The organism is Sphingomonas kyeonggiensis (genome assembly GCF_014196745.1).
In the GTDB taxonomy this organism is placed as follows: Bacteria; Pseudomonadota; Alphaproteobacteria; order Sphingomonadales; family Sphingomonadaceae; genus Sphingomonas; species Sphingomonas kyeonggiensis.
Genome location: NZ_JACIEH010000003.1, coordinates 446021 through 462983, shown reverse-complemented (window position 1 = coordinate 462983; position 16963 = coordinate 446021). Strand labels below are relative to the sequence as shown.

Here is a 16963-nt window from a genome sequence, read left to right as displayed (position 1 = left end):
TATGTATTAAGCTATACTCTGGATCAATCGTTCAGGTACAATTGATTATAATCCCGAACCAGCGGGGTTATGTTTATTTCGCCATTCCGTTCACGAACAAGACTGTTGTCGGGAACATGGCTGTTATGGACACGCACGCCAGCGCCGATGACGACATTGTCGCCGATCACTGCGCTGCCGGTGACCGATGCCCCGGCATACAGGATGACATCCCGCCCCAGCCTCGGCCGATTGTCGCCGACACGCCCCACCGTCACGTTCTGGAATATGACGAGCCGGTCGCCGTAATCGGCATTGCCCAGCACCGCCCCGATGCCATGCGACACGAAGAAGACGGGCGGCAGCTTGACCGCCGGATGCACCTCGATGTTGCAGAGGGACTTGTTCAGGAAGAACAGCTTGTCGACCAGCGCCGCCGAACGATCGGCCTCCCAGGCGACACGGCCCAGCAGATAGAGAAATGTCGCATATTGCAGGCTGTGCAGATGGTCGAAGCGATCATTCTCGAAGATCCGCACGACCCGCGATATCGGACGAAAGCGTTCGAGCGCCTCGGGAACGAAGGCATCGACTCCCTCGCGATCCTCGTCCTCGCCACCGAAGATCAGCAGCTGGCGGGCCACATAGGCACTCAGCCGGTCCGCATCCCCTATGCGCAGCGCGATCGTCATGCGACCGCCTTGCCCGCAGCGAGGCAGGCGACGCGCATGGCGTCGCGGATCCTGTCCTCGACGGTCGCGGACGGAGAGAATCCCACTTCGTCGCGCAGCCGGGACATGTCGGCAACGACTTCCACGGGCTCGCCGGGCGCCAGGGGGCGCGCGCCGAATTCGACCGAGATGGGCCATGGCGCGCCCTCGATCGCGATTTCGACGAAGCGACGCACCGGAAGCGCCACCCCCGACCCGATATTGACCGGCCCTTCCACATCCGAATGGAGCAGCGCGAGCAATCCCGACGCCAGATCATCGACATGAATGAAGTCGCGGCGCTGCGTACCCGCTGAAAGCATGGCCGTGGTGCCTTCCACCCCGGCCTTGATGAGCGTCCCGAGCAATCGCTCGCTCCGCTCGTCCGGCCCGAACGGAAAGAAGATGCGCCCGGAGGCAAAGCTCAGCCCCATGTCCGGCGCCGCGCGCTGCAACAGGTCGGTAAGGTGGGCCTTGGCGGCGCCATAGAGGGTGGCAGGCCGGATGGCCGAACGCGTCTCGTTGAGCGGGCCTTCCACCCAGTCATATTCGGCGCACGAACCCGCCAGGACCGCACGGGTGCCGCCGCTGGCGGCGAACGCGCGGAAGAGACGCAAGGAGGCCGCGACCCAATCCAGATTGACCGGCGCGCGCCAATAGAGGCCCGGCTCGGCATACCAGGCCAGGTGCAGCAGATGCGTCGCCCGCACGCGGCCGAAAATCTCTTCCGGGTCGTCCCGCAGCAGATCGGCCCGGCAATGCTCCGCGCGAACCCCGTCCACGGCCTGCCGGCCGATCGTGACGACGTCCGCCCCGCTGCCCTGCAGGGCGCGGAGCACCGCCCGCCCGATAAAGCCGGTCGCACCGGTAAGCGCTATGCGAGGCGCACTCATGCCAGTGGCGGCCCCTCGCCCGCGGCGATCACAGGAGTTCCAGAACCGGCACAGCCGTCACCAGGGTCGCACCCCATTCGCGCGCATAGGAGAGCTGCGCCGAGACTTCGTCCCGCAGGTTCCACGGCAGGATGACGATATAGTCCGGGCGCGTTTCGGCCAGCCTGGCCTCGGCCACGATCGGAATGCGGCTGCCCGGCATGAACTTGCCGATCTTGGCGTCCGCGCGATCGACGACATATTCCAGCAGGTCGCCCCGAACGCCCATGAAGTTGAGCATCGTGTTGCCCTTGGCCGCGGCGCCATAGCCGGCCACCGAGCGGCCATCGCGGCGCGCGTCCAGCAGGAAGCGCATGAGGCCGTTCTTCACCTTCTCGGCCGCCTCCTGGAAACGGGTGTAGAAGGCGGCGCTGGTGATACCGGCGCTCTCTTCGCGCGCGAGCATCTCGGTGACGCGCGGGGTCACGGCGTGCGCCGCATCGATCCGGCACGCATAGACCCGGAGGCTGCCGCCATGGGTCGACAATTCCTCGACGTCGAAGACGCGCAGGCCATTGCTGCGGAACACATTTTCCACGGCCGTCAGCGACAGGTAGGAATAATGCTCGTGATAGACGGTGTCGAACTGGGTGTCCGTGACCATCCGCAGAAGATGCGGGAACTCGAACGTCGACACGCCCTGCGGCTTCAGCAGCCGGGCGAAGCCGCCCACGAAATCATTGATGTCCGGCACATGGGCGAGGACGTTGTTCGCCGCGGTCAGGTCCGCCTGCCGCCCTTCCGACGCCAGCTTCTCGCCGAGCGCCACGCCGAAGAACTCCTCGACGATCGCAATGCCCTTGGCGCGGGCGGCATCCGCGGTGCTGCGGGTCGGCTCGATCCCGTAGCAGGGAATGCCGCGACCGGCGACATATTGCAGCAGATAGCCGTCATTGGCCGCGACCTCGACGACGCAGGAATCCGCGCCCAGGCCGAACCGCTCGGTCATCGCGGCGACATAGTCCTCGGCATGGCGCAGCCAGGACGAGGAGGTCGAGCTGAAATAGGCATAGTCTTCCGTGAACAATTCCTCACGGCCGGCGAAATCCTGAGTCTGCACGAGCCAGCACGTCTCGCACACCAGCACCCGGAGCGGAAAGTAGCGCTCCGGCTGGTCGAGCTGACCGGCCGAGAGATAGGCATTCGAAGGCGGCGCCGTACCTAGATCGAGGAACGGCAGCTTCACCTCGTTGTGACAATGACGGCACTTCAAAAGGCTACTCCTTCGAACGGGTTCGCCAGCATCGCGTGATTACGGTCGCGATCCGACATATCGGTGACAGGCTCCGGCCAATCGATGCCGAAGACCGGGTCAAAAACATTATGCGCCGCATCCGACGCCGGAACATAGGGCGCGGAATGGCAATAGATCAGCTCGACATCATCCGTCAGCGCCTGAAATCCGTGCGCGAACCCCTCGGGAATGAGCAGCGCCCGCCGGTTCTCGGCCGACAGCACCTCGCCATGCCACTTCGCCAGGGTCGGCGATCCCGCGCGCACGTCCAGCGCAACGTCGAGCACGGCGCCCCGGATGCACGTCACCAGCTTCATGTCCGCGTGGGGCGAGCGCTGGTAGTGCATGCCCCGGATGCTGCCGCGCCGCGCGGTGAAGCTGTGATTGACCTGGGCGACCGGCACGGTCCAGCCCAGCGCCGCGAGTTCCTCGCGGTCGAAGAGCCGGGCGAAGAAGCCGCGCTGATCGCCGAACGCGTGCCGTTCGAGGATCCTGACGTCGTCCAGGGATGTCGGGAGGATCTGGAAAGGCATCAGGCGACGCTGTCGAAAGCCGCGATATCCGCCGCGCAGAGCGACCGCACGTCTTCCCCGTCGCGGTGCCCCCGGTACCAGTCCATCGTCCGCGTCACGCCGGCCTCGAGCGACCAGCGCGGCCGGATGCCCAGCGAATCGCGCGCGCGCGCGGTCTCGAGCGCGAGGAAGCCGGCCTCGTGCGGACCCGCATCGACCGTGCCGAAGCTGGTCTCGCCGGTTCCGAAGGCAGCTCGGGCGATCTCGATGACATCCCGCACCGTTGCGGCGGCGCCGGGCTCGGGACCGAAATTATAGCTGTCATGCGCCGCCCCACCCTCGAAGAGCCGCTTGGCGAGGGCCAGGTACGCGGCCACGGGCTCCAGCACGTGCTGCCACGGCCGGGTCGCGCCGGGGCGCCGGACCGAAAGCGTCTCGCCCGCCGACCAGGCGCGGACGGCATCCGGGATCAGGCGATCGGTCGACCAGTCACCGCCGCCGATCACGTTGCCGGCGCGTGCCGTCGCGAGCCGGACGCCCTGCGCGAGCAGGAACGACTTGGCGTAGCTCGCGGCAACGAGCTCCGCGCAAGCCTTGCTCGCGCTATAGGGATCGTGCCCGCCGAGGGCGTCGCTCTCCCGATAGGGATAGCTCCACTCGTTGTTGTGATAGACCTTGTCGGTCGTGACGATCACGGCCGCGCGCAGCTGATCCTGCCCGCGCAGCGCGTCGAGCACGTGCGCGGTTCCGATCACGTTGGTCGCGAAGGTGCCGACGGGATCGGCATAGCCCGGCCGGACCAGCGCCTGCGCGGCAAGGTGCAGCACGATCTGCGGCGCGGCCGAGTCCACCACCGCACGCACCGCCGCCCCGTCGCGGATGTCGACCAGATGCGAGCGCATCCGCTCCTCCAGCCGCAGGAGCGAGAACAGGCTGGGGCTGGTATCCGGCGCCAGGGCCATGCCGGTGACCTCGGCCCCGGCGGCGAGCAGGACCTCGCACATCCAGCTTCCCTTGAAGCCGGTATGCCCCGTGACGAGAACCTTCTTCCCTGCCCAGAAGGCCCTGTCGATCACCAGGTCTTCCACGGCGCGCGGCCCGTTGCCCACAGTTCCTCCAGAGCGGTCTTGTCGCGCAGCGTGTCCATCGGCTGCCAGAAGCCGTCGTGCTGGAACGCGCCGAGCTTCCCGTCGCGCGCGAGCGATTCCAGCGGCTCGGCCTCCCACACGGTCGGGTCGCCGGCGATCCGGTCGATCACCTCGGTCTCGAGCACGAAGAAGCCGCCGTTGATGAACCCGCCATCGCCACGGGGCTTCTCGGTGAAGCCGCCGACCTTGTCGCCGTCCATCATCAGCGCGCCATAGCGGCCCGGCGGGCGCACGGCGGTGACGGTGGCGGCCAGGCCGCTCGCCTGGTGCTGTGCGATCAGCGCGGTCACGTCCACGTCCGCCACGCCGTCACCATAAGTGAAGCAGAAGCTCTCGCCGGGCGTGAGGTGCTTGGCCACGCGGCGCAGCCGTCCGCCGGTCATGGTTTCCTCGCCCGTGTCGACCAGCGTGACGGTCCACGGCTCGGCCTTCGCATCGAGGACGGAGACCGAGTTCTCCTTGAGATCAACCGTGACGTCCGACATGTGGACGAAGTAATTCAGGAAGTATTCCTTGATGACATACCCTTTATAGCCGCAGCAAATGATGAAATCATTGATGCCGTGCGAAGAGTATATCTTCATGATGTGCCAAATTATCGGCTTCCCGCCAATTTCGATCATTGGCTTGGGCCGAAGATGGGTTTCCTCAGAGATTCTAGTGCCAAGCCCTCCGGCCAGGATTACTGCTTTCACCACGGCTTCCTTCTGCGGACGGGCCAGCGCACGACCTGGGCCCTGGCAGGGGCCCTAGCCAGCGATCGTCTCGAAATCAATGCGCCGCGCTATTTTGCGCCATGCCCCGTCAGCATCGTCCGGATGGTCTGGGTTACGATCAAAATATCGAGCCAGGGCGAAAAATTCTTGATGTAGAAGAAGTCATATTGAAGCTTGGTCGTGACCTCGTGGACATCGGCCACATGCCCCTGGTTGACCTGTGCCCAACCGGTGATCCCGGGGCGCACGATGTGCCGATAGCGATAGAACGGAATCTCCGCCTCGTACCATTTCGACAGCACCTGGGCCTCCGGACGCGGCCCGATCAGGCTCATTTCGCCGCGCACGACATTGATCAGCTGCGGGAGCTCGTCGATGCGCGACCGGCGCAGGAAACCACCCAGCCGCGTGATGCGCGCATCCCCGGCCTGCGTCATCGCCGAGGCCCGCTCATCCTCGCCGGCGGGCCGGTTGGTCATTGTCCGGAACTTGTAGACCCTGAACGGATTGCCCCGATAGCCGACGCGGACCTGGCGGAACAGCGCGGGGCCAGGCGAATCCAGCCGCACCGCGACCGCGACGATGAGCAGGAAAGGCAAGAGCACCACCAGCGCCGCCGCGGCGAGAACCCAGTCCGCCGCGCGCTTGAAGCTCATATAGGTCGACATGGGAGACAGCGTGCCGAAGCTGTTCTCGGAAAGATGCTCCAGCTCGATCCTGCCCGTCATCGATTCGACCAGGTGCTTGCAATGATAGACGGGCACCCCGGCGAGCGCGAAGTCGGCCAGCCGCCGGTCCCACGCGTCGGGCATGTCGTGGCGCAGATCGACCACCACCGCCTGCAGCCCGGAAAAGTCGGAGCTGGGATCCGGCATCTCGCGCCACTCGATTCCCTGCAACGCGCGCACGGCGGAGACCGCCCCGATAGGGACGAGCCCCATCCGCAAGGTCCGGCGACTCTGGAAGCGGAGGTGGAGGAAGAAGAACCAGATCACGCCCCCGATGAACCCGCTCAGCAGGATGAAGCGCGCATAGTCGATGCGCCCCAGCAGCAGGACCAGTATCGCCACGCCATAGGAGGCACAGAAGGAAGGAAGGATGTAGGAGCTCGCTTCCACGCCCGGATAGTTGCTCACTTCCCGCGCCAGCCATGCCCCGAAGGCCATGGCAAGGACACTCGCCAGCAAGGTGATGTCGAGCTGGTCGGTCGCGGCGGGCGGTCCGAGATAGCGGCGCGCAAGGTACGGAAGCACCCCCGCCACGATCACGCATCCCAGGATCTGGTATCGAAGCCGCAACCACCCTCTCGCGGGGGAGCGAAGCACGTCTTTCATAGGAATTCCTCAGCTCCCCGGCTGGGGCTGCAATCGCACATTGGCCACGCGTCCCTCGGCTGCCGTATCCGCGGCCTGCACCAGCTTCAATGCCAGCCATTGCTGCGGGCACTGCCCGGCGGGCACGCTGAAGACCGCCGCTGACTCCGCAGGCAGCTTCGCCAGCGGCTGCGCCTGGCCCACACAGGCGACCTGCCACTCGAGGCGCAGATTGTCCGCCTTGTCCAGTCCAACGTCCGCTTCGAGCCGGTAACGGCCCGGCGCAAGCGCGATCATCTGGCGGGCGATCTCGCCGCTGGCGCCCCCTTCCGCGCGGAAAGCCAGAACGAAGGACTTTTCCTCCGCCTCACGCGAAGCGGCGATCGAGCCTTCCTGCGCATATTGCCACTCGAAGGGGACCGCACGGTCGGCACGATCGAAGCTGCCGTTCCGCAGGAGAGACGCCGCCGATGCCGGCGCCGTGGCCTGATAGAGCTTCCAGGCGAGATCCGCCCGCTGGGCGGCCGCCAGATTGGCTATCGCCCCGTCCAGAACCTCGTTCGGCAGCTTCACCCCCCGCGCATGCAGTCGCTGCACGAAACTCGCGACGGTTTCGGGCGGCACGTCCTGCCCGATGAGCGTTCTGTAGAAACCGTCCGCCCAGGGCGGACCGGAAGCGAGGAAATCCGCCAGTTGCCGTGCGATCTCGGGATCCGACGTCGCATGCGCCAGCACGGGGAACAGCTGCGTCCCCGCCGCGCGGGAGGTTCGTAGCGCGAGGTCGTAGTGCCGAAGCGCCGTCGCGACGTCTCCGCGCTCCGCGGCGTTCTCGATGAACCAGATATGCGTGATGAGGTCGCGCCGGGTCAGCGCCTCCGCATAGTCGAAGAGCTTGCCCGCGCGCGGGAGGTTCCCCGACTGCGCCGACGCCAATGCGGCGGCGCGGACCGCGATAATGTCCGTCGGCTCCTTCGCCAGGGCGCGCACCGCCAGCTGCCGCGCCGAAGACCAGGCATCCCGCGTCTTGCCCGTCTGCGCCAGATCCCAGGCCTGCCGCGCCGTCGCGTGCGCATCGCCCGGCACGTACCGGAGCACGGTTCCGGCCGGAGCATTCGACGCGTTCATGGATACGGCCACCTGACCGACCACGACAAGCGAGAGGGCCGCCGCAACGATGGTCAACGCACGCGGCCCGTGTCTGAGAACGGACGCGCGTACCGTCATGCCTTCGCGTCTTCGGCCAGATCGCCCTCGCGGCCATAGCCATAGCCATAGTCATAGCCATAGCCGAGATGGCTGCGCTTGGTCTCGAAACGCACCAGGACGCCACCAAAGACCCGCACATGCGCGTTGCGCAGGCGCTGCAGGGCCACCGTGGCCATCCGCCGGCTGATGCCATGCGCCTGGATGGCGAACAGCACACCCTCGACGCGCGAACCGATCAGAAGGGCATCGGCCAGTCCCATGATGGGCGGCGAGTCGATCACCACATGGTCGAACTGCTCGCAAAGCTCGGCCACGACCTCGCCGAAACGGTCGCTCACCAGCAGCTCGGCGGCGTTGGGCGGCTGGGGACCGGACGGCATTGCGGTGAGCCCGAACCGATCGACCTTGTGCAGCAGCTCGCCGAGCGGGCGCGCGCCCACCAGGTAATCGCTGAGGCCCGCGGTGTTCACCAGCCCGAGCCGCACATGGAGCGACGGCTTGCGCATGTCGCCATCGACGAGGAGCACCCGCTTGCCGGCACGGGCCAGCAAGGTCGCCACGGCGAGCGCCGTGGTGGACTTGCCTTCGGCAGGCCGCGAGCTCGTGACCGAGAGCGAGCGCGGCAGGCCGTGATTGGTCGAGAAGCGCAGGTTGGTCTCGACCGACAGATAGGCTTCCGTCAGGCTCGACTTGCGATCCAGGATTGCTTCGTTGGTCGCATTCTCCGGCACCTTGGGCGTGACGCCCAGCAGCGGGATGTGCAGCTCCTCGCCGACCTGCGCGGGATCGTCGAACGCATCGGCCGTCTGCTCGAGGATGAACACCAGCAGCGCTCCGGCGCCCAGGCCGGCGATGATCGACAGAATGAGGTTCAGCAGCAGGCGCGGGCTCGACGGACGCGTGGGAACATCGGCCTCGTCGACAACGGAGATGTTGTTGACACCCACGCCGCTGGCGACGCCGATCTCCTTGTACCGCTGCAGCAGCGCATCATAGAGCTGACGGTTCGTATCCGCCTCGCGCTGATAGATATTGTACTGGATGGTCCGGCGGCGCTGGTCCAGCAGCTCGTTCTTCAACCGGTCGACGTTGCGGCCGAGCTCGGCTTCGCGAACCGAGCTGTCGCGATAGTTGTTCCGGATCGATTCGGACACGCGGGACTGCTCGCGCGAAATGCTCTCGTCCAGCTTGTCGATCTGCGACTTGAGCGCCTGGGCCGCCGGATATTGCGGCTCGAACTGCACCATCATCTTCTGGTACTCGGCCGCCAATTCGGCGCGCCGCTGACGCAGCCCGGCGATTGCCGTATTCTGCAGCGCTTCCGGCACTGCGCCGTTGCGCGCGGAATCGAGGCGCGATCCCTGGCGGATACGGTCCGCCTCGGCCTGGGTCAGCTCTGCGTTCAGGGCAGCGAGATTCTCGGCCAGGATCGAACGTTCGCCGCCGCCCGCACCCTTCGCGCCATCGGCGGCCGGGATGTTGATCAGGCGCTCACGCGAAGCGAAGTCGACGAGCTGGCGCTCGGATTCCTCGACGCGGGTGCGAAGCTGGCCAAGCCGGCTCTCGAGGAAGCTGCGCGCATAGGAGGTCGCCTCGTAGCGCCGCTCCAGCGTCGTGCGGATGAAGCGCTTCACCCAGGCGTTCACGATCTTCGCCGAGAGAACGCGATCGGGGCTGGTGAAACTGACGTTCACGAGCCGCGACAAACGCACGGGGTTGATCGAAATGCGCTTCAGAAGCGCTTCGCCAGCCTGCTTGCGGCGCGCCTCGCGCTTCGCCGGGTCCAGAACACCGTCGGCGTTGCGCCCCTGGGGCCGCACGCCGAACATGTCGAAGAAGGCGGCATTGTCGGCGAGCTTCAGCTCGTCGACGACGCTCTCCGCCAGCTCATTCGACTGGAGCAGGCCATATTGGGTCTGGTAGAATTCCAGATCCTGGTCGGTCGCTTCGCGCTCCACGCCCTGCACCGGGGCGATCCGGTTTCCCTCGCGCGCGATCTCGATCAGCGACGACGCGGTATATTGCGGCGTCATCAGGAACGTGACGATGATCCCCGCGAGGATGAAGCCGATGACGGTCGCCAGCAACGGCTTGCGCCAGCGGAACGCCATCGCCCAATATTGCTGGATCACGCTGCGACTGTTCGCGACGATCCTGTGACCGGATCGCACCGGCGCGAGATCGCCTTCATCCTGGAGGGTCGAGAAATCGACGCTGCCGTCAAATCTGGTCATATGGATTTACTTCTGAATAAGCGCGACGACCGGCGCGACCAGCAAGGGAGCAACCGTCAGAATATCACGGAACATGCGCCGGGCGGGCGAATTGCCGACCACCACGACGTCATTGGCGTAGATGTACGGGTCATCGTACACACCCCGCCGGATCGCACCGAGATTGTAGAGGCCCGCATAACGCTTGCCGTTGACGGTGCGCAGAACGACGACGTCCTCGAGCCGGCCATAGTCGCTCAGGCCCTTGGCGGACGCGATCGCGCGCATCAGCGTCATCTGGTTGGTCACCGGATAGAGGCCCGGCTCCTTGACCTCGCCGTCCACCGTCACGACCTGGCTGACCGAGCCCTTGAGGTTCACCACCACGTTCGGGTTGCGGACATACCGGTTCCGGAGGCGATCCTCGATCGCGCGGGACAATTCGATCGCCGTGGTGCCGCTCACGTCGATCGCGCCGATCAGGGGCATGTTGATGCGACCGCTGGCATCGACCTGCACTTCGCGCGAGAGCTCGGGCACGTTGAACACGTCAACGGAAATGGTGTCGAGCGGACCGATCAGCGCGACCCGATCGGGCGCAACCAGGTCGCTGCGCACCGGAAGCGGCAGGGAGACATCGTTCAGAACGGCGAGCTGGCTGCTGCTCTCGACGCGGGGCGTTCCGCCACAGGAACCCAGCGACAAAGCGCACGCGCAAGCTATTACCAGAGAAAACAGTCTGTTCACGCTTACTTTCCTGAGAATACCGGAGATCTGGCGTGGCGGTCTTAGTTTAAGGGCCGATGGGGGTAAAGAGCAAAGCTCCCCGTCACATAAGGCAGGCCCAACCGAGACTTACCATTGCCGATTCCCCCAGTCGTACCGGAGCGGCGGCTCGGCGGCCCGCCACACGATCGCGCGAAATCACGCACTCCGTGATGGCCGAGCCGGGCCGGCCCCAGTCCCCGCCGCGGCACCAGATGCGAGCCATGCGCTCGCCACCAGGAAGACGCAGGCGATCAGCGGAGTCCGCAACGGGTAATCGACCACGCTCGCCCCCATGCAGAGCGCAGTGACGACGCTGCCCAGCTGGGCCAGGCTGTTCGCCGGGGCCGGGCGGAACCAGGCGCGCAGGGAATGCCGGGTCCAGAACACCAGATAGGCAAGGACGATCAGGACGCCCGGCAAGCCGCCCTCGATCACCACCTGCAACGGGTCGTTGTGCGCCTGGTTGAAATAGGTGAAGGTGAGCGTCTGGAACGGCTCGAACCGGCGGAACACCGGCTCGAAGGATCCGAACCCGGAGCCGAACGGGAAGAAAGCCTTCGCCATCTCGACGAGCGCCGCGAAATTCGCCGAGCGCTTGTCCGCCACCGCATCGGCGGTGAACAGCCGCTGGAGCGATGCGGAGCGATCCGCCGCGATCATGGCGCCGATGACGGCGGCCGCCAGCGCGACCACGGCGATGATCGCCCATCGCCGCGCACGCCCCTTGGCGAAAAGCGACCGGCTGAAATAGGCGCTCGCGGCAAGGCTCGGCACGAGAAGCAGCAATCCCGCGCGCGATCCCGTCGCGAGCAACGCGACGACCAGCAGCAACGCCGCGCCAAGCGCGACCATCGCCCGGGTCTTCTCGCGCCCCACTCCCCACACTGCCAGGCACGGAATTGCCAGCGCCAACAGAAGCGCCTGATGGTTGCGATTGGCGAAGATTCCGCTCGGCTGGGAAGCCGTGAAGATCCGATAGGCCCGGAAAAGCGGCGTCTCGCCTTCCCCCAGCTGCGCGACGCCGAGCAGCGCGCTGACCACCGCCGCGATACAAATGGCGGCAAGTGTAAGGCTCAGGCGCTTGCGGCCGATCGACACGATGGCCATCAGAACTGCGAAACAGGGCAGCAGCGCCACAAGCGCGTTCCAGCCCAGCGACGGCGCCAGATTGATCGGCCGCCAAGGCTGCTCGACCCCAAGGGCTCCGGCGAGCGCCGCATAGGGCTCTCGGCCGGGCAGCGCCGTCCATAAACCAGGCGGCAGGGGAACCAGTTGCATCCCGATCAACGTCGCGATCGAGAGCAGCAGCCAGAATAATGGCTTCAGCTCCGGCCGCGCCTCATGTCGCGCGGACCAGAGCGCGGCCAGCAAGACCACCGCGGCTACCCGAACCGCGACCTGCGCAGGCTCGTCGCCTCGCGACGCCCCGCCGAAGAACAGCAGGACCAGCCAGAACGACAGCGCGATCCAGACATTCCACGGCAGGGAGGATATCCGGGCCAACGCGCTCCCGCGCGGGCTTCCCCCAAGCGAACGCTTTCCGCTCCCATGAACTCTATGCACGCCCGCACGCCCCTGTCTTGAACTGCTGATACCATGGAGGGCATGCCAGCTGCGGCAACGGCGGACAGATACGCAAAGCCCTGCACACTTTCGAAAAGCGAAGAGGACGGCCTTACGAAAAGCGCAGGCGCCTCGCAACCGATCGCCTCAGGCCGATACCGGCTTTCGCTTCTCCATGCGAGTATCCCGGTCGACTTCAGGGCATGCGAAGCAAGTGGCGCTCGACACGTTCGGACACCCCGAACGCGCATTCTCGAACCCGCCAGGGTTCGCAAGCGCGAACGCGCGCGCGAGCTTATGCGAGGCTCTTCAAAAAATTGGCGCACCCGACAGGATTCGAACCTGTGGCCTCTGCCTTCGGAGGGCAGCGCTCTATCCAGCTGAGCTACGGGTGCCTGGAACAGGGCGCGTAGCAAAGCCTTTGCCGCCGCGCCAGTGGTTCAATGCGCCGGGGCCGCCTTCTTTTTGGGCGCCGGGGTCTTGGGCTTGTAGGGGCACAGGTCCTCGACCACGCAGCGCCAGCACTCCGGCGTGCGCGCCTTGCAGGTGTAGCGGCCGTGCAGGATCAGCCAGTGATGCGCGTGCAGGCGGAAGGGCTGGGGCACCGCTTTCTCCAGCTTCTTCTCCACCGCCAGCGGCGTCTTGCCCGGCGCCAGCCCGGTCCGGTTGCCGACGCGGAAGATGTGCGTGTCGACCGCGAAGGTCTCCGCGCCGAACGCGACGTTCATCACCACGTTCGCGGTCTTGCGCCCGACGCCCGGCAGCAGTTCGAGTGCGTCGCGGTCATCGGGCACCTGCCCGCCATGATCGCGGATCAGCGCCTCGGACAGGGCGATCACGTTCTTCGCCTTGGTGTTGAACAGCCCGATCGTCTTGATGTGCTGCTTGAGCCCGTCCTCGCCCAGCGCGACCATCTTGGCGGGCGTATCGACCTCACGGAACAGCGCGCGGGTAGCCTTGTTGACCCCGGCATCGGTCGCCTGGGCCGAGAGCACCACCGCGACGAGCAGCGTATAGTCGTTGACCGATTCGAGCTCGGTCTCGGGATTGGGATTGTCCGCGGCCAGGCGCGAGAAGAACTCGAAGACGTCCGCCTTCTTCACCCGCCCAGCACCTGGTCCATCGTATAGCGGCCCGCCGGCTTGTCCGCGAGCCACAGCGCCGCGCGCACCGCGCCCCGCGCGAAGATCGCACGGTCGTCGGCACGGTGGGTGAGCTCGATCCGCTCACCGGCGGTGGCGAAGACCACGCTGTGATCGCCCACCACCGAACCGCCACGCAGGCTCGCCAGACCGATCGTGCCCGTGGCGCGCGGCCCGACCGTGCCGGCGCGGTCCGTCACCTCGGCCTCGGCAAGGGTCGTGCCCATGCCCGTGGCGGCGGCATTGCCGAGCATCAGCGCCGTGCCCGAAGGCGCATCCGCCTTGTGGCGATGATGCATCTCGACGATCTCGATGTCCCAGTCGGCGCCGAGCTGCTGCGCCGCCTCGCGCACCAGCCGCTGGAGCAACCCGATGCCGAGCGAGGTGTTGCCGGTCTGGAGCACCGCGATCTCCTGCGCCGCCGCGTCGATCAGCGCGTGATGCTGGAGGGAGAGGCCGGTGGTGCCCACCACGATCGGCTTGCCGGCGGCACGCGCGGCGGCGAGATGCGCCTCGAGCGCCTGGGCGGCGGAAAAGTCGATCAGCACGTCTGCTTCGGCTGCAATCGCGCCGGGATCGTCCTTGACGTCGGCGCCGCCGGCAATGCGTGCGTTCATCTCGGGCGCCACCGCCGCGATCGCCTGCCCCATACGGCCGAGGCTGCCATAGATGCCGATGCTGGTCATGTCCGCTCCTCTGGCACAGCGGCGGGAGCGTGCAATAGGGTTATTTCGCGTCCTCGTCCTGCTTCTTCGGCTTCCTGCCGAGCGGGATGCTGGCCGTGACCATCAGCCCGACGCCCTTGGCGCCGGGCAATTCGCGCTGGACCGCCGCCACCGTGCCGCTGCCACCGCCGGGGAAGCGGAAGTCGGGACGCAGCGGCTTCTCCGCCCAGCGCGCCTCGTCGAGGGTGGGCAGGCGCATGCCGTTCGGATTGCCGCACACCGTGATCGTGTCGCCACCCGGACGGCAGGGACGCTTCGGCACCATCGCGGCGTCGCCCAGCTCATCGGGGCTGGGGAAGATCGGCGCCCGATCCTGCGGGGCGAGCGCAACGAGGAGTAGGGTTGCGAGCATGAAAGGGAGTGAACGCGCGATTTGCGGCAAGGACGTGGCGGGTTACCTTGCCGAGCGACAGCTGCGGCCTAGTATCCTCGCCAGACCGCGAGACCTGGGAAGAAAACTTTGAGAGACATGAGCACTGGCGCCCCGAGTCCACCGACCTTCGAAGAATTCGCGCAAGCCGAACATGATCGAAAGGAAGTCGCCGCAATAGCGATAGCGGAGGGTTTGAAGAAGGGTGAGCTACCAACTCCTGAGCCGATTGTCCGCGCGATAATCTGGCGGGTTGATCGCCACGTCCTCATGCGAGAGCACGTCTATTGGAAAGAGCACAAGTTGCGGGTCGGCCTCGATGCCTTAATCTCCGCAGCGTTAGCCGCACATCTCGATCTCGCACGCGCCGAAGCTGCTTTAACGGCTTTCGCTCAGACCAAGGATTCTTTTGAGGATCACATTCGGCAGACCGTAGAAAACCCGGCCCAGAAGGAGGTGATGGCCTTCTGCGCTGCGTATGTCGGGACCGTTGATACGCTTCGACGGTTCAAGACGAGACGGCCTGATATATGGAGCGAGATCGATGCGCTCCGAATAAAAGGGACCGGCTCTGTCGAGTATCGGTTTATCTTTGAGCTGCGTCGCAATCTTTCTCACGGCTCGGTAGTGGTTCCATACTGGAATATTCGGAATGACGGTGCAGGAACTTCCGGAGCCATCCATTTCTCCTCAAGCGAGCTTTTAGCATTTGGCGATTGGGGCTCCGAGGTGAAGGGTTTCCTTCGTACGAATGCCTCAGACTCATTCTCGATTTCCGCGATAACGGCCAAATGCGTGGAGGGGCTGGCCAAGTTTCGGCGTGACCTTGAAATTCTGTTTGCGCGGCATCGAACTACGGCGGAACGGGATTTCGAAGGTATCAATAGCCTCGCTCGCCGTGTCGGCAGCCGTCAATTCGCAAAGATCGTTCTGACGCCGCTGATTGCCAAGGGTATCGATCCTTACGCTCATTTGCATCGCTTCTTCTCGTCGGAGCAAGTCGCTCGCATCCTCGATTATCCCAATCGCAGTGCAGAGCAGGTCGAGTATGTCCTACGCCTGCGAGAGGCCGAAATGGATATCGATGACAGCCTGAAATCCCTCATCTACGACCTCTTTCAGGCGAAGAAGGATTTCGCGGCGGTCCCTGAGCCGCCGAGTTTGGAACCAAAATCACTCGGGCAGGCCTGGCCTCCTCCCGACCTCATCGGGCCGCATGAGATCGGCGAAGGCAAATCGGAATGAGAGCCATCCACAACATCGTCATCCTCACCGGCGCCGGGCTTTCGGCGGAGAGCGGCATCGCCACCTTCCGCGGGCCGGGCGGACTGTGGGAGGGGCACCGGGTCGAGGATGTCTGCACGCCCGAGGCACTCGCCCACGATCCCGAGCTGGTCCACCGCTTCTATGACGCGCGCCGGGCCAAGCTCGACGAAGTCGTGCCCAATCCCGCGCACCAGGCGCTCGCCCGGCTCGACGCCGAGTGGAAGGGCGGGCTGCTGATCGTCACCCAGAATGTCGACGACCTGCACGAGCGCGCCGGCGCCAACCGGATGCTCCACATGCATGGCGAGCTGAAATCGGCGCTCTGCGCGGCGTGCGGCGACAGCGGCGAATGGGAAGGGTCGCTGCCACCGGAGAGCGAATGCCCCGATTGCGGCAGCCCGGCGCTCCGCCCCGACATCGTCTTCTTCGGCGAGATGCCCTATCACATGGAAGTGATCGAGCGGGCGCTGGCCGATGCCGACCTGTTCGTCTCGATCGGCACCTCGGGCGCGGTCTATCCGGCGGCCGGCTTCGTCCAGACCGCACGCCATCACGGCGCGGAGACACTCGAGCTCAACCTCGATCCCAGCGCCGGGAGCAGCTGGTTCGGCGAGACCCGGCTCGGCCCGGCCGGCACTTTGGTGCCCCTATGGGTCGAGGAGATGCTCGCCGGTCAGGCGTGACCCACGACATGGAGATGCGGCGCGCGGCTGTTCACGAACACCTCCTCACGCGCAATCGGCGACCAGGGCAGCCAGCGGAACCAGGTATAGATCGTCCGCCAGCCCTCGCCATGGGGCAGCTGGAGCAGCGTCTTGTAGGGCCGCTTCGCCTTGGGCCAGTAGAAGAGGTGCAGGCGGATCGCGCCGTTCACCAGCCCGTCCAGCGTATCGATGAACTTGGTCTCCGCCTCCGGATCGGCATCGAGATGGAATTCGGCGGTGAACAGGTCGCTGCGGATCATCAGCAGATCGCGCGACCAGACCAGCTTGAGCGGGATGCGCAGCCCATATTGGACGGGCAATTCCAGCGCGAGATAGTCCGGCCCGGCATCGGCACCACGCATGCGCAGGCCGTGGCGCTCGGCCAGCACCGTGAACAGCGCCCTTGCCCGCGCCACATGCCAGTCGCTGAAATCCATGCCCCCAAGATGCGGTACCGCGCCC

At 65.8% G+C, this 16963-nt stretch carries 17 protein-coding genes and 1 tRNA gene; 2 read left to right on the top strand and 16 right to left on the bottom strand.

The annotated features are described in order from the left end of the window. Positions 1-23 precede the first annotated feature (23 nt). The 15 genes from GGR46_RS17365 to GGR46_RS17295 form a co-directional block, all read right to left on the bottom strand. Positions 24-671 (bottom strand): serine O-acetyltransferase, encoded by a 648-nt coding sequence (locus tag GGR46_RS17365; protein ID WP_183999279.1) that lies wholly within the window; start codon positions 669-671, stop codon positions 24-26. Next, positions 668-1582: an NAD-dependent epimerase/dehydratase family protein gene (locus GGR46_RS17360; RefSeq protein ID WP_183999278.1), complete on the bottom strand. Its 915-nt coding sequence runs from the start codon at positions 1580-1582 to the stop codon at positions 668-670. The genes GGR46_RS17365 and GGR46_RS17360 overlap by 4 nt, the downstream gene beginning before the upstream one ends. A 28-nt stretch (positions 1583-1610) precedes the next feature. Beyond that, positions 1611-2834 carry a methyltransferase domain-containing protein gene (locus GGR46_RS17355; RefSeq protein WP_183999277.1) on the bottom strand — a complete coding sequence of 408 codons (1224 nt, stop codon included), beginning with the start codon at positions 2832-2834 and terminating at the stop codon, positions 1611-1613. After that, on the bottom strand, positions 2831-3388 hold the full coding sequence (rfbC, locus tag GGR46_RS17350) for a dTDP-4-dehydrorhamnose 3,5-epimerase (protein WP_183999276.1): 558 nt from the start codon (positions 3386-3388) through the stop codon (positions 2831-2833). The genes GGR46_RS17355 and rfbC overlap by 4 nt, the downstream gene beginning before the upstream one ends. After that, positions 3388-4443: a CDP-glucose 4,6-dehydratase gene (gene rfbG / locus GGR46_RS17345; protein ID WP_343058223.1), complete on the bottom strand. Its 1056-nt coding sequence runs from the start codon at positions 4441-4443 to the stop codon at positions 3388-3390. Before rfbG ends, rfbC begins: the two co-directional genes overlap by 1 nt. Continuing rightward, positions 4440-5210: a glucose-1-phosphate cytidylyltransferase gene (gene rfbF / locus GGR46_RS17340; RefSeq protein WP_183999275.1), complete on the bottom strand. Its 771-nt coding sequence runs from the start codon at positions 5208-5210 to the stop codon at positions 4440-4442. Before rfbF ends, rfbG begins: the two co-directional genes overlap by 4 nt. 89 nt (positions 5211-5299) lie before the next feature. Then, on the bottom strand, positions 5300-6493 hold the full coding sequence (locus GGR46_RS25510; protein WP_221262836.1) for an exopolysaccharide biosynthesis polyprenyl glycosylphosphotransferase: 1194 nt from the start codon (positions 6491-6493) through the stop codon (positions 5300-5302). An 81-nt stretch (positions 6494-6574) separates the two neighbouring features. Then, positions 6575-7768, bottom strand: a complete 1194-nt coding sequence (locus GGR46_RS17330) for a hypothetical protein (protein ID WP_183999273.1) — start codon at positions 7766-7768, stop codon at positions 6575-6577. Next, a complete protein-coding gene (locus tag GGR46_RS17325) occupies positions 7765-9984 on the bottom strand; it encodes a GumC family protein (RefSeq protein WP_183999272.1) in 2220 nt (739 codons plus the stop codon). Before GGR46_RS17325 ends, GGR46_RS17330 begins: the two co-directional genes overlap by 4 nt. 6 nt (positions 9985-9990) lie before the next feature. Further along, entirely contained in the window at positions 9991-10668 is a 678-nt protein-coding gene (locus GGR46_RS17320) for a polysaccharide biosynthesis/export family protein (RefSeq protein ID WP_246426202.1), read from the bottom strand. A 219-nt stretch (positions 10669-10887) separates the two neighbouring features. Next, positions 10888-12234, bottom strand: coding sequence for an O-antigen ligase family protein (locus GGR46_RS17315; protein WP_183999271.1), 1347 nt, complete (start codon positions 12232-12234; stop codon positions 10888-10890). A 378-nt stretch (positions 12235-12612) separates the two neighbouring features. After that, a tRNA-Arg gene (locus GGR46_RS17310) sits at positions 12613-12689 on the bottom strand. A gap of 45 nt (positions 12690-12734) precedes the next feature. Beyond that, on the bottom strand, positions 12735-13397 hold the full coding sequence (nth, locus tag GGR46_RS17305) for an endonuclease III (protein ID WP_183999270.1): 663 nt from the start codon (positions 13395-13397) through the stop codon (positions 12735-12737). After that, positions 13394-14122: a 4-hydroxy-tetrahydrodipicolinate reductase gene (dapB, locus tag GGR46_RS17300; RefSeq protein WP_183999269.1), complete on the bottom strand. Its 729-nt coding sequence runs from the start codon at positions 14120-14122 to the stop codon at positions 13394-13396. Before dapB ends, nth begins: the two co-directional genes overlap by 4 nt. Positions 14123-14162: 40 nt before the next feature. Further along, complete coding sequence (locus GGR46_RS17295; RefSeq protein ID WP_183999268.1) at positions 14163-14513, bottom strand: hypothetical protein; 351 nt, start codon at positions 14511-14513, stop codon at positions 14163-14165. A 117-nt stretch (positions 14514-14630) separates the two neighbouring features. Here GGR46_RS17295 and GGR46_RS17290 point away from each other — a divergent pair, with 117 nt between their 5' ends. Together GGR46_RS17290 and GGR46_RS17285 are read left to right on the top strand one after the other, a co-directional pair. After that, a complete protein-coding gene (locus GGR46_RS17290) occupies positions 14631-15776 on the top strand; it encodes a hypothetical protein (RefSeq protein ID WP_183999267.1) in 1146 nt (381 codons plus the stop codon). Continuing rightward, a complete protein-coding gene (locus GGR46_RS17285) occupies positions 15773-16480 on the top strand; it encodes an NAD-dependent deacylase (RefSeq protein ID WP_183999266.1) in 708 nt (235 codons plus the stop codon). Before GGR46_RS17290 ends, GGR46_RS17285 begins: the two co-directional genes overlap by 4 nt. Here GGR46_RS17285 and GGR46_RS17280 read toward each other — a convergent pair. After that, the gene (locus GGR46_RS17280) at positions 16471-16938 is read right to left on the bottom strand and encodes a hypothetical protein (RefSeq protein ID WP_183999265.1); all 468 of its coding nucleotides are present in this window, start codon (positions 16936-16938) and stop codon (positions 16471-16473) included. The genes GGR46_RS17285 and GGR46_RS17280 overlap by 10 nt on opposite strands. Positions 16939-16963: the final 25 nt, after the last annotated feature.

Bases quoted from the DNA above. Each gene is read 5' to 3' on its own strand.
- GGR46_RS17365 (WP_183999279.1), bottom strand. From the start codon at position 671: ATGACGATCGCGCTGCGCATAGGGGATGCGGACCGGCTGAGTGCCTAT.
- GGR46_RS17360 (WP_183999278.1), bottom strand. From the start codon at position 1,582: ATGAGTGCGCCTCGCATAGCGCTTACCGGTGCGACCGGCTTTATCGGG.
- rfbC (WP_183999276.1), bottom strand. From the start codon at position 3,388: ATGCCTTTCCAGATCCTCCCGACATCCCTGGACGACGTCAGGATCCTC.
- GGR46_RS17330 (WP_183999273.1), bottom strand. From the start codon at position 7,768: ATGACGGTACGCGCGTCCGTTCTCAGACACGGGCCGCGTGCGTTGACC.
- GGR46_RS17325 (WP_183999272.1), bottom strand. From the start codon at position 9,984: ATGACCAGATTTGACGGCAGCGTCGATTTCTCGACCCTCCAGGATGAA.
- dapB (WP_183999269.1), bottom strand. From the start codon at position 14,122: ATGACCAGCATCGGCATCTATGGCAGCCTCGGCCGTATGGGGCAGGCG.
- GGR46_RS17295 (WP_183999268.1), bottom strand. From the start codon at position 14,513: ATGCTCGCAACCCTACTCCTCGTTGCGCTCGCCCCGCAGGATCGGGCG.
- GGR46_RS17290 (WP_183999267.1), top strand. From the start codon at position 14,631: ATGAGCACTGGCGCCCCGAGTCCACCGACCTTCGAAGAATTCGCGCAA.
- GGR46_RS17285 (WP_183999266.1), top strand. From the start codon at position 15,773: ATGAGAGCCATCCACAACATCGTCATCCTCACCGGCGCCGGGCTTTCG.
- GGR46_RS17280 (WP_183999265.1), bottom strand. From the start codon at position 16,938: ATGGATTTCAGCGACTGGCATGTGGCGCGGGCAAGGGCGCTGTTCACG.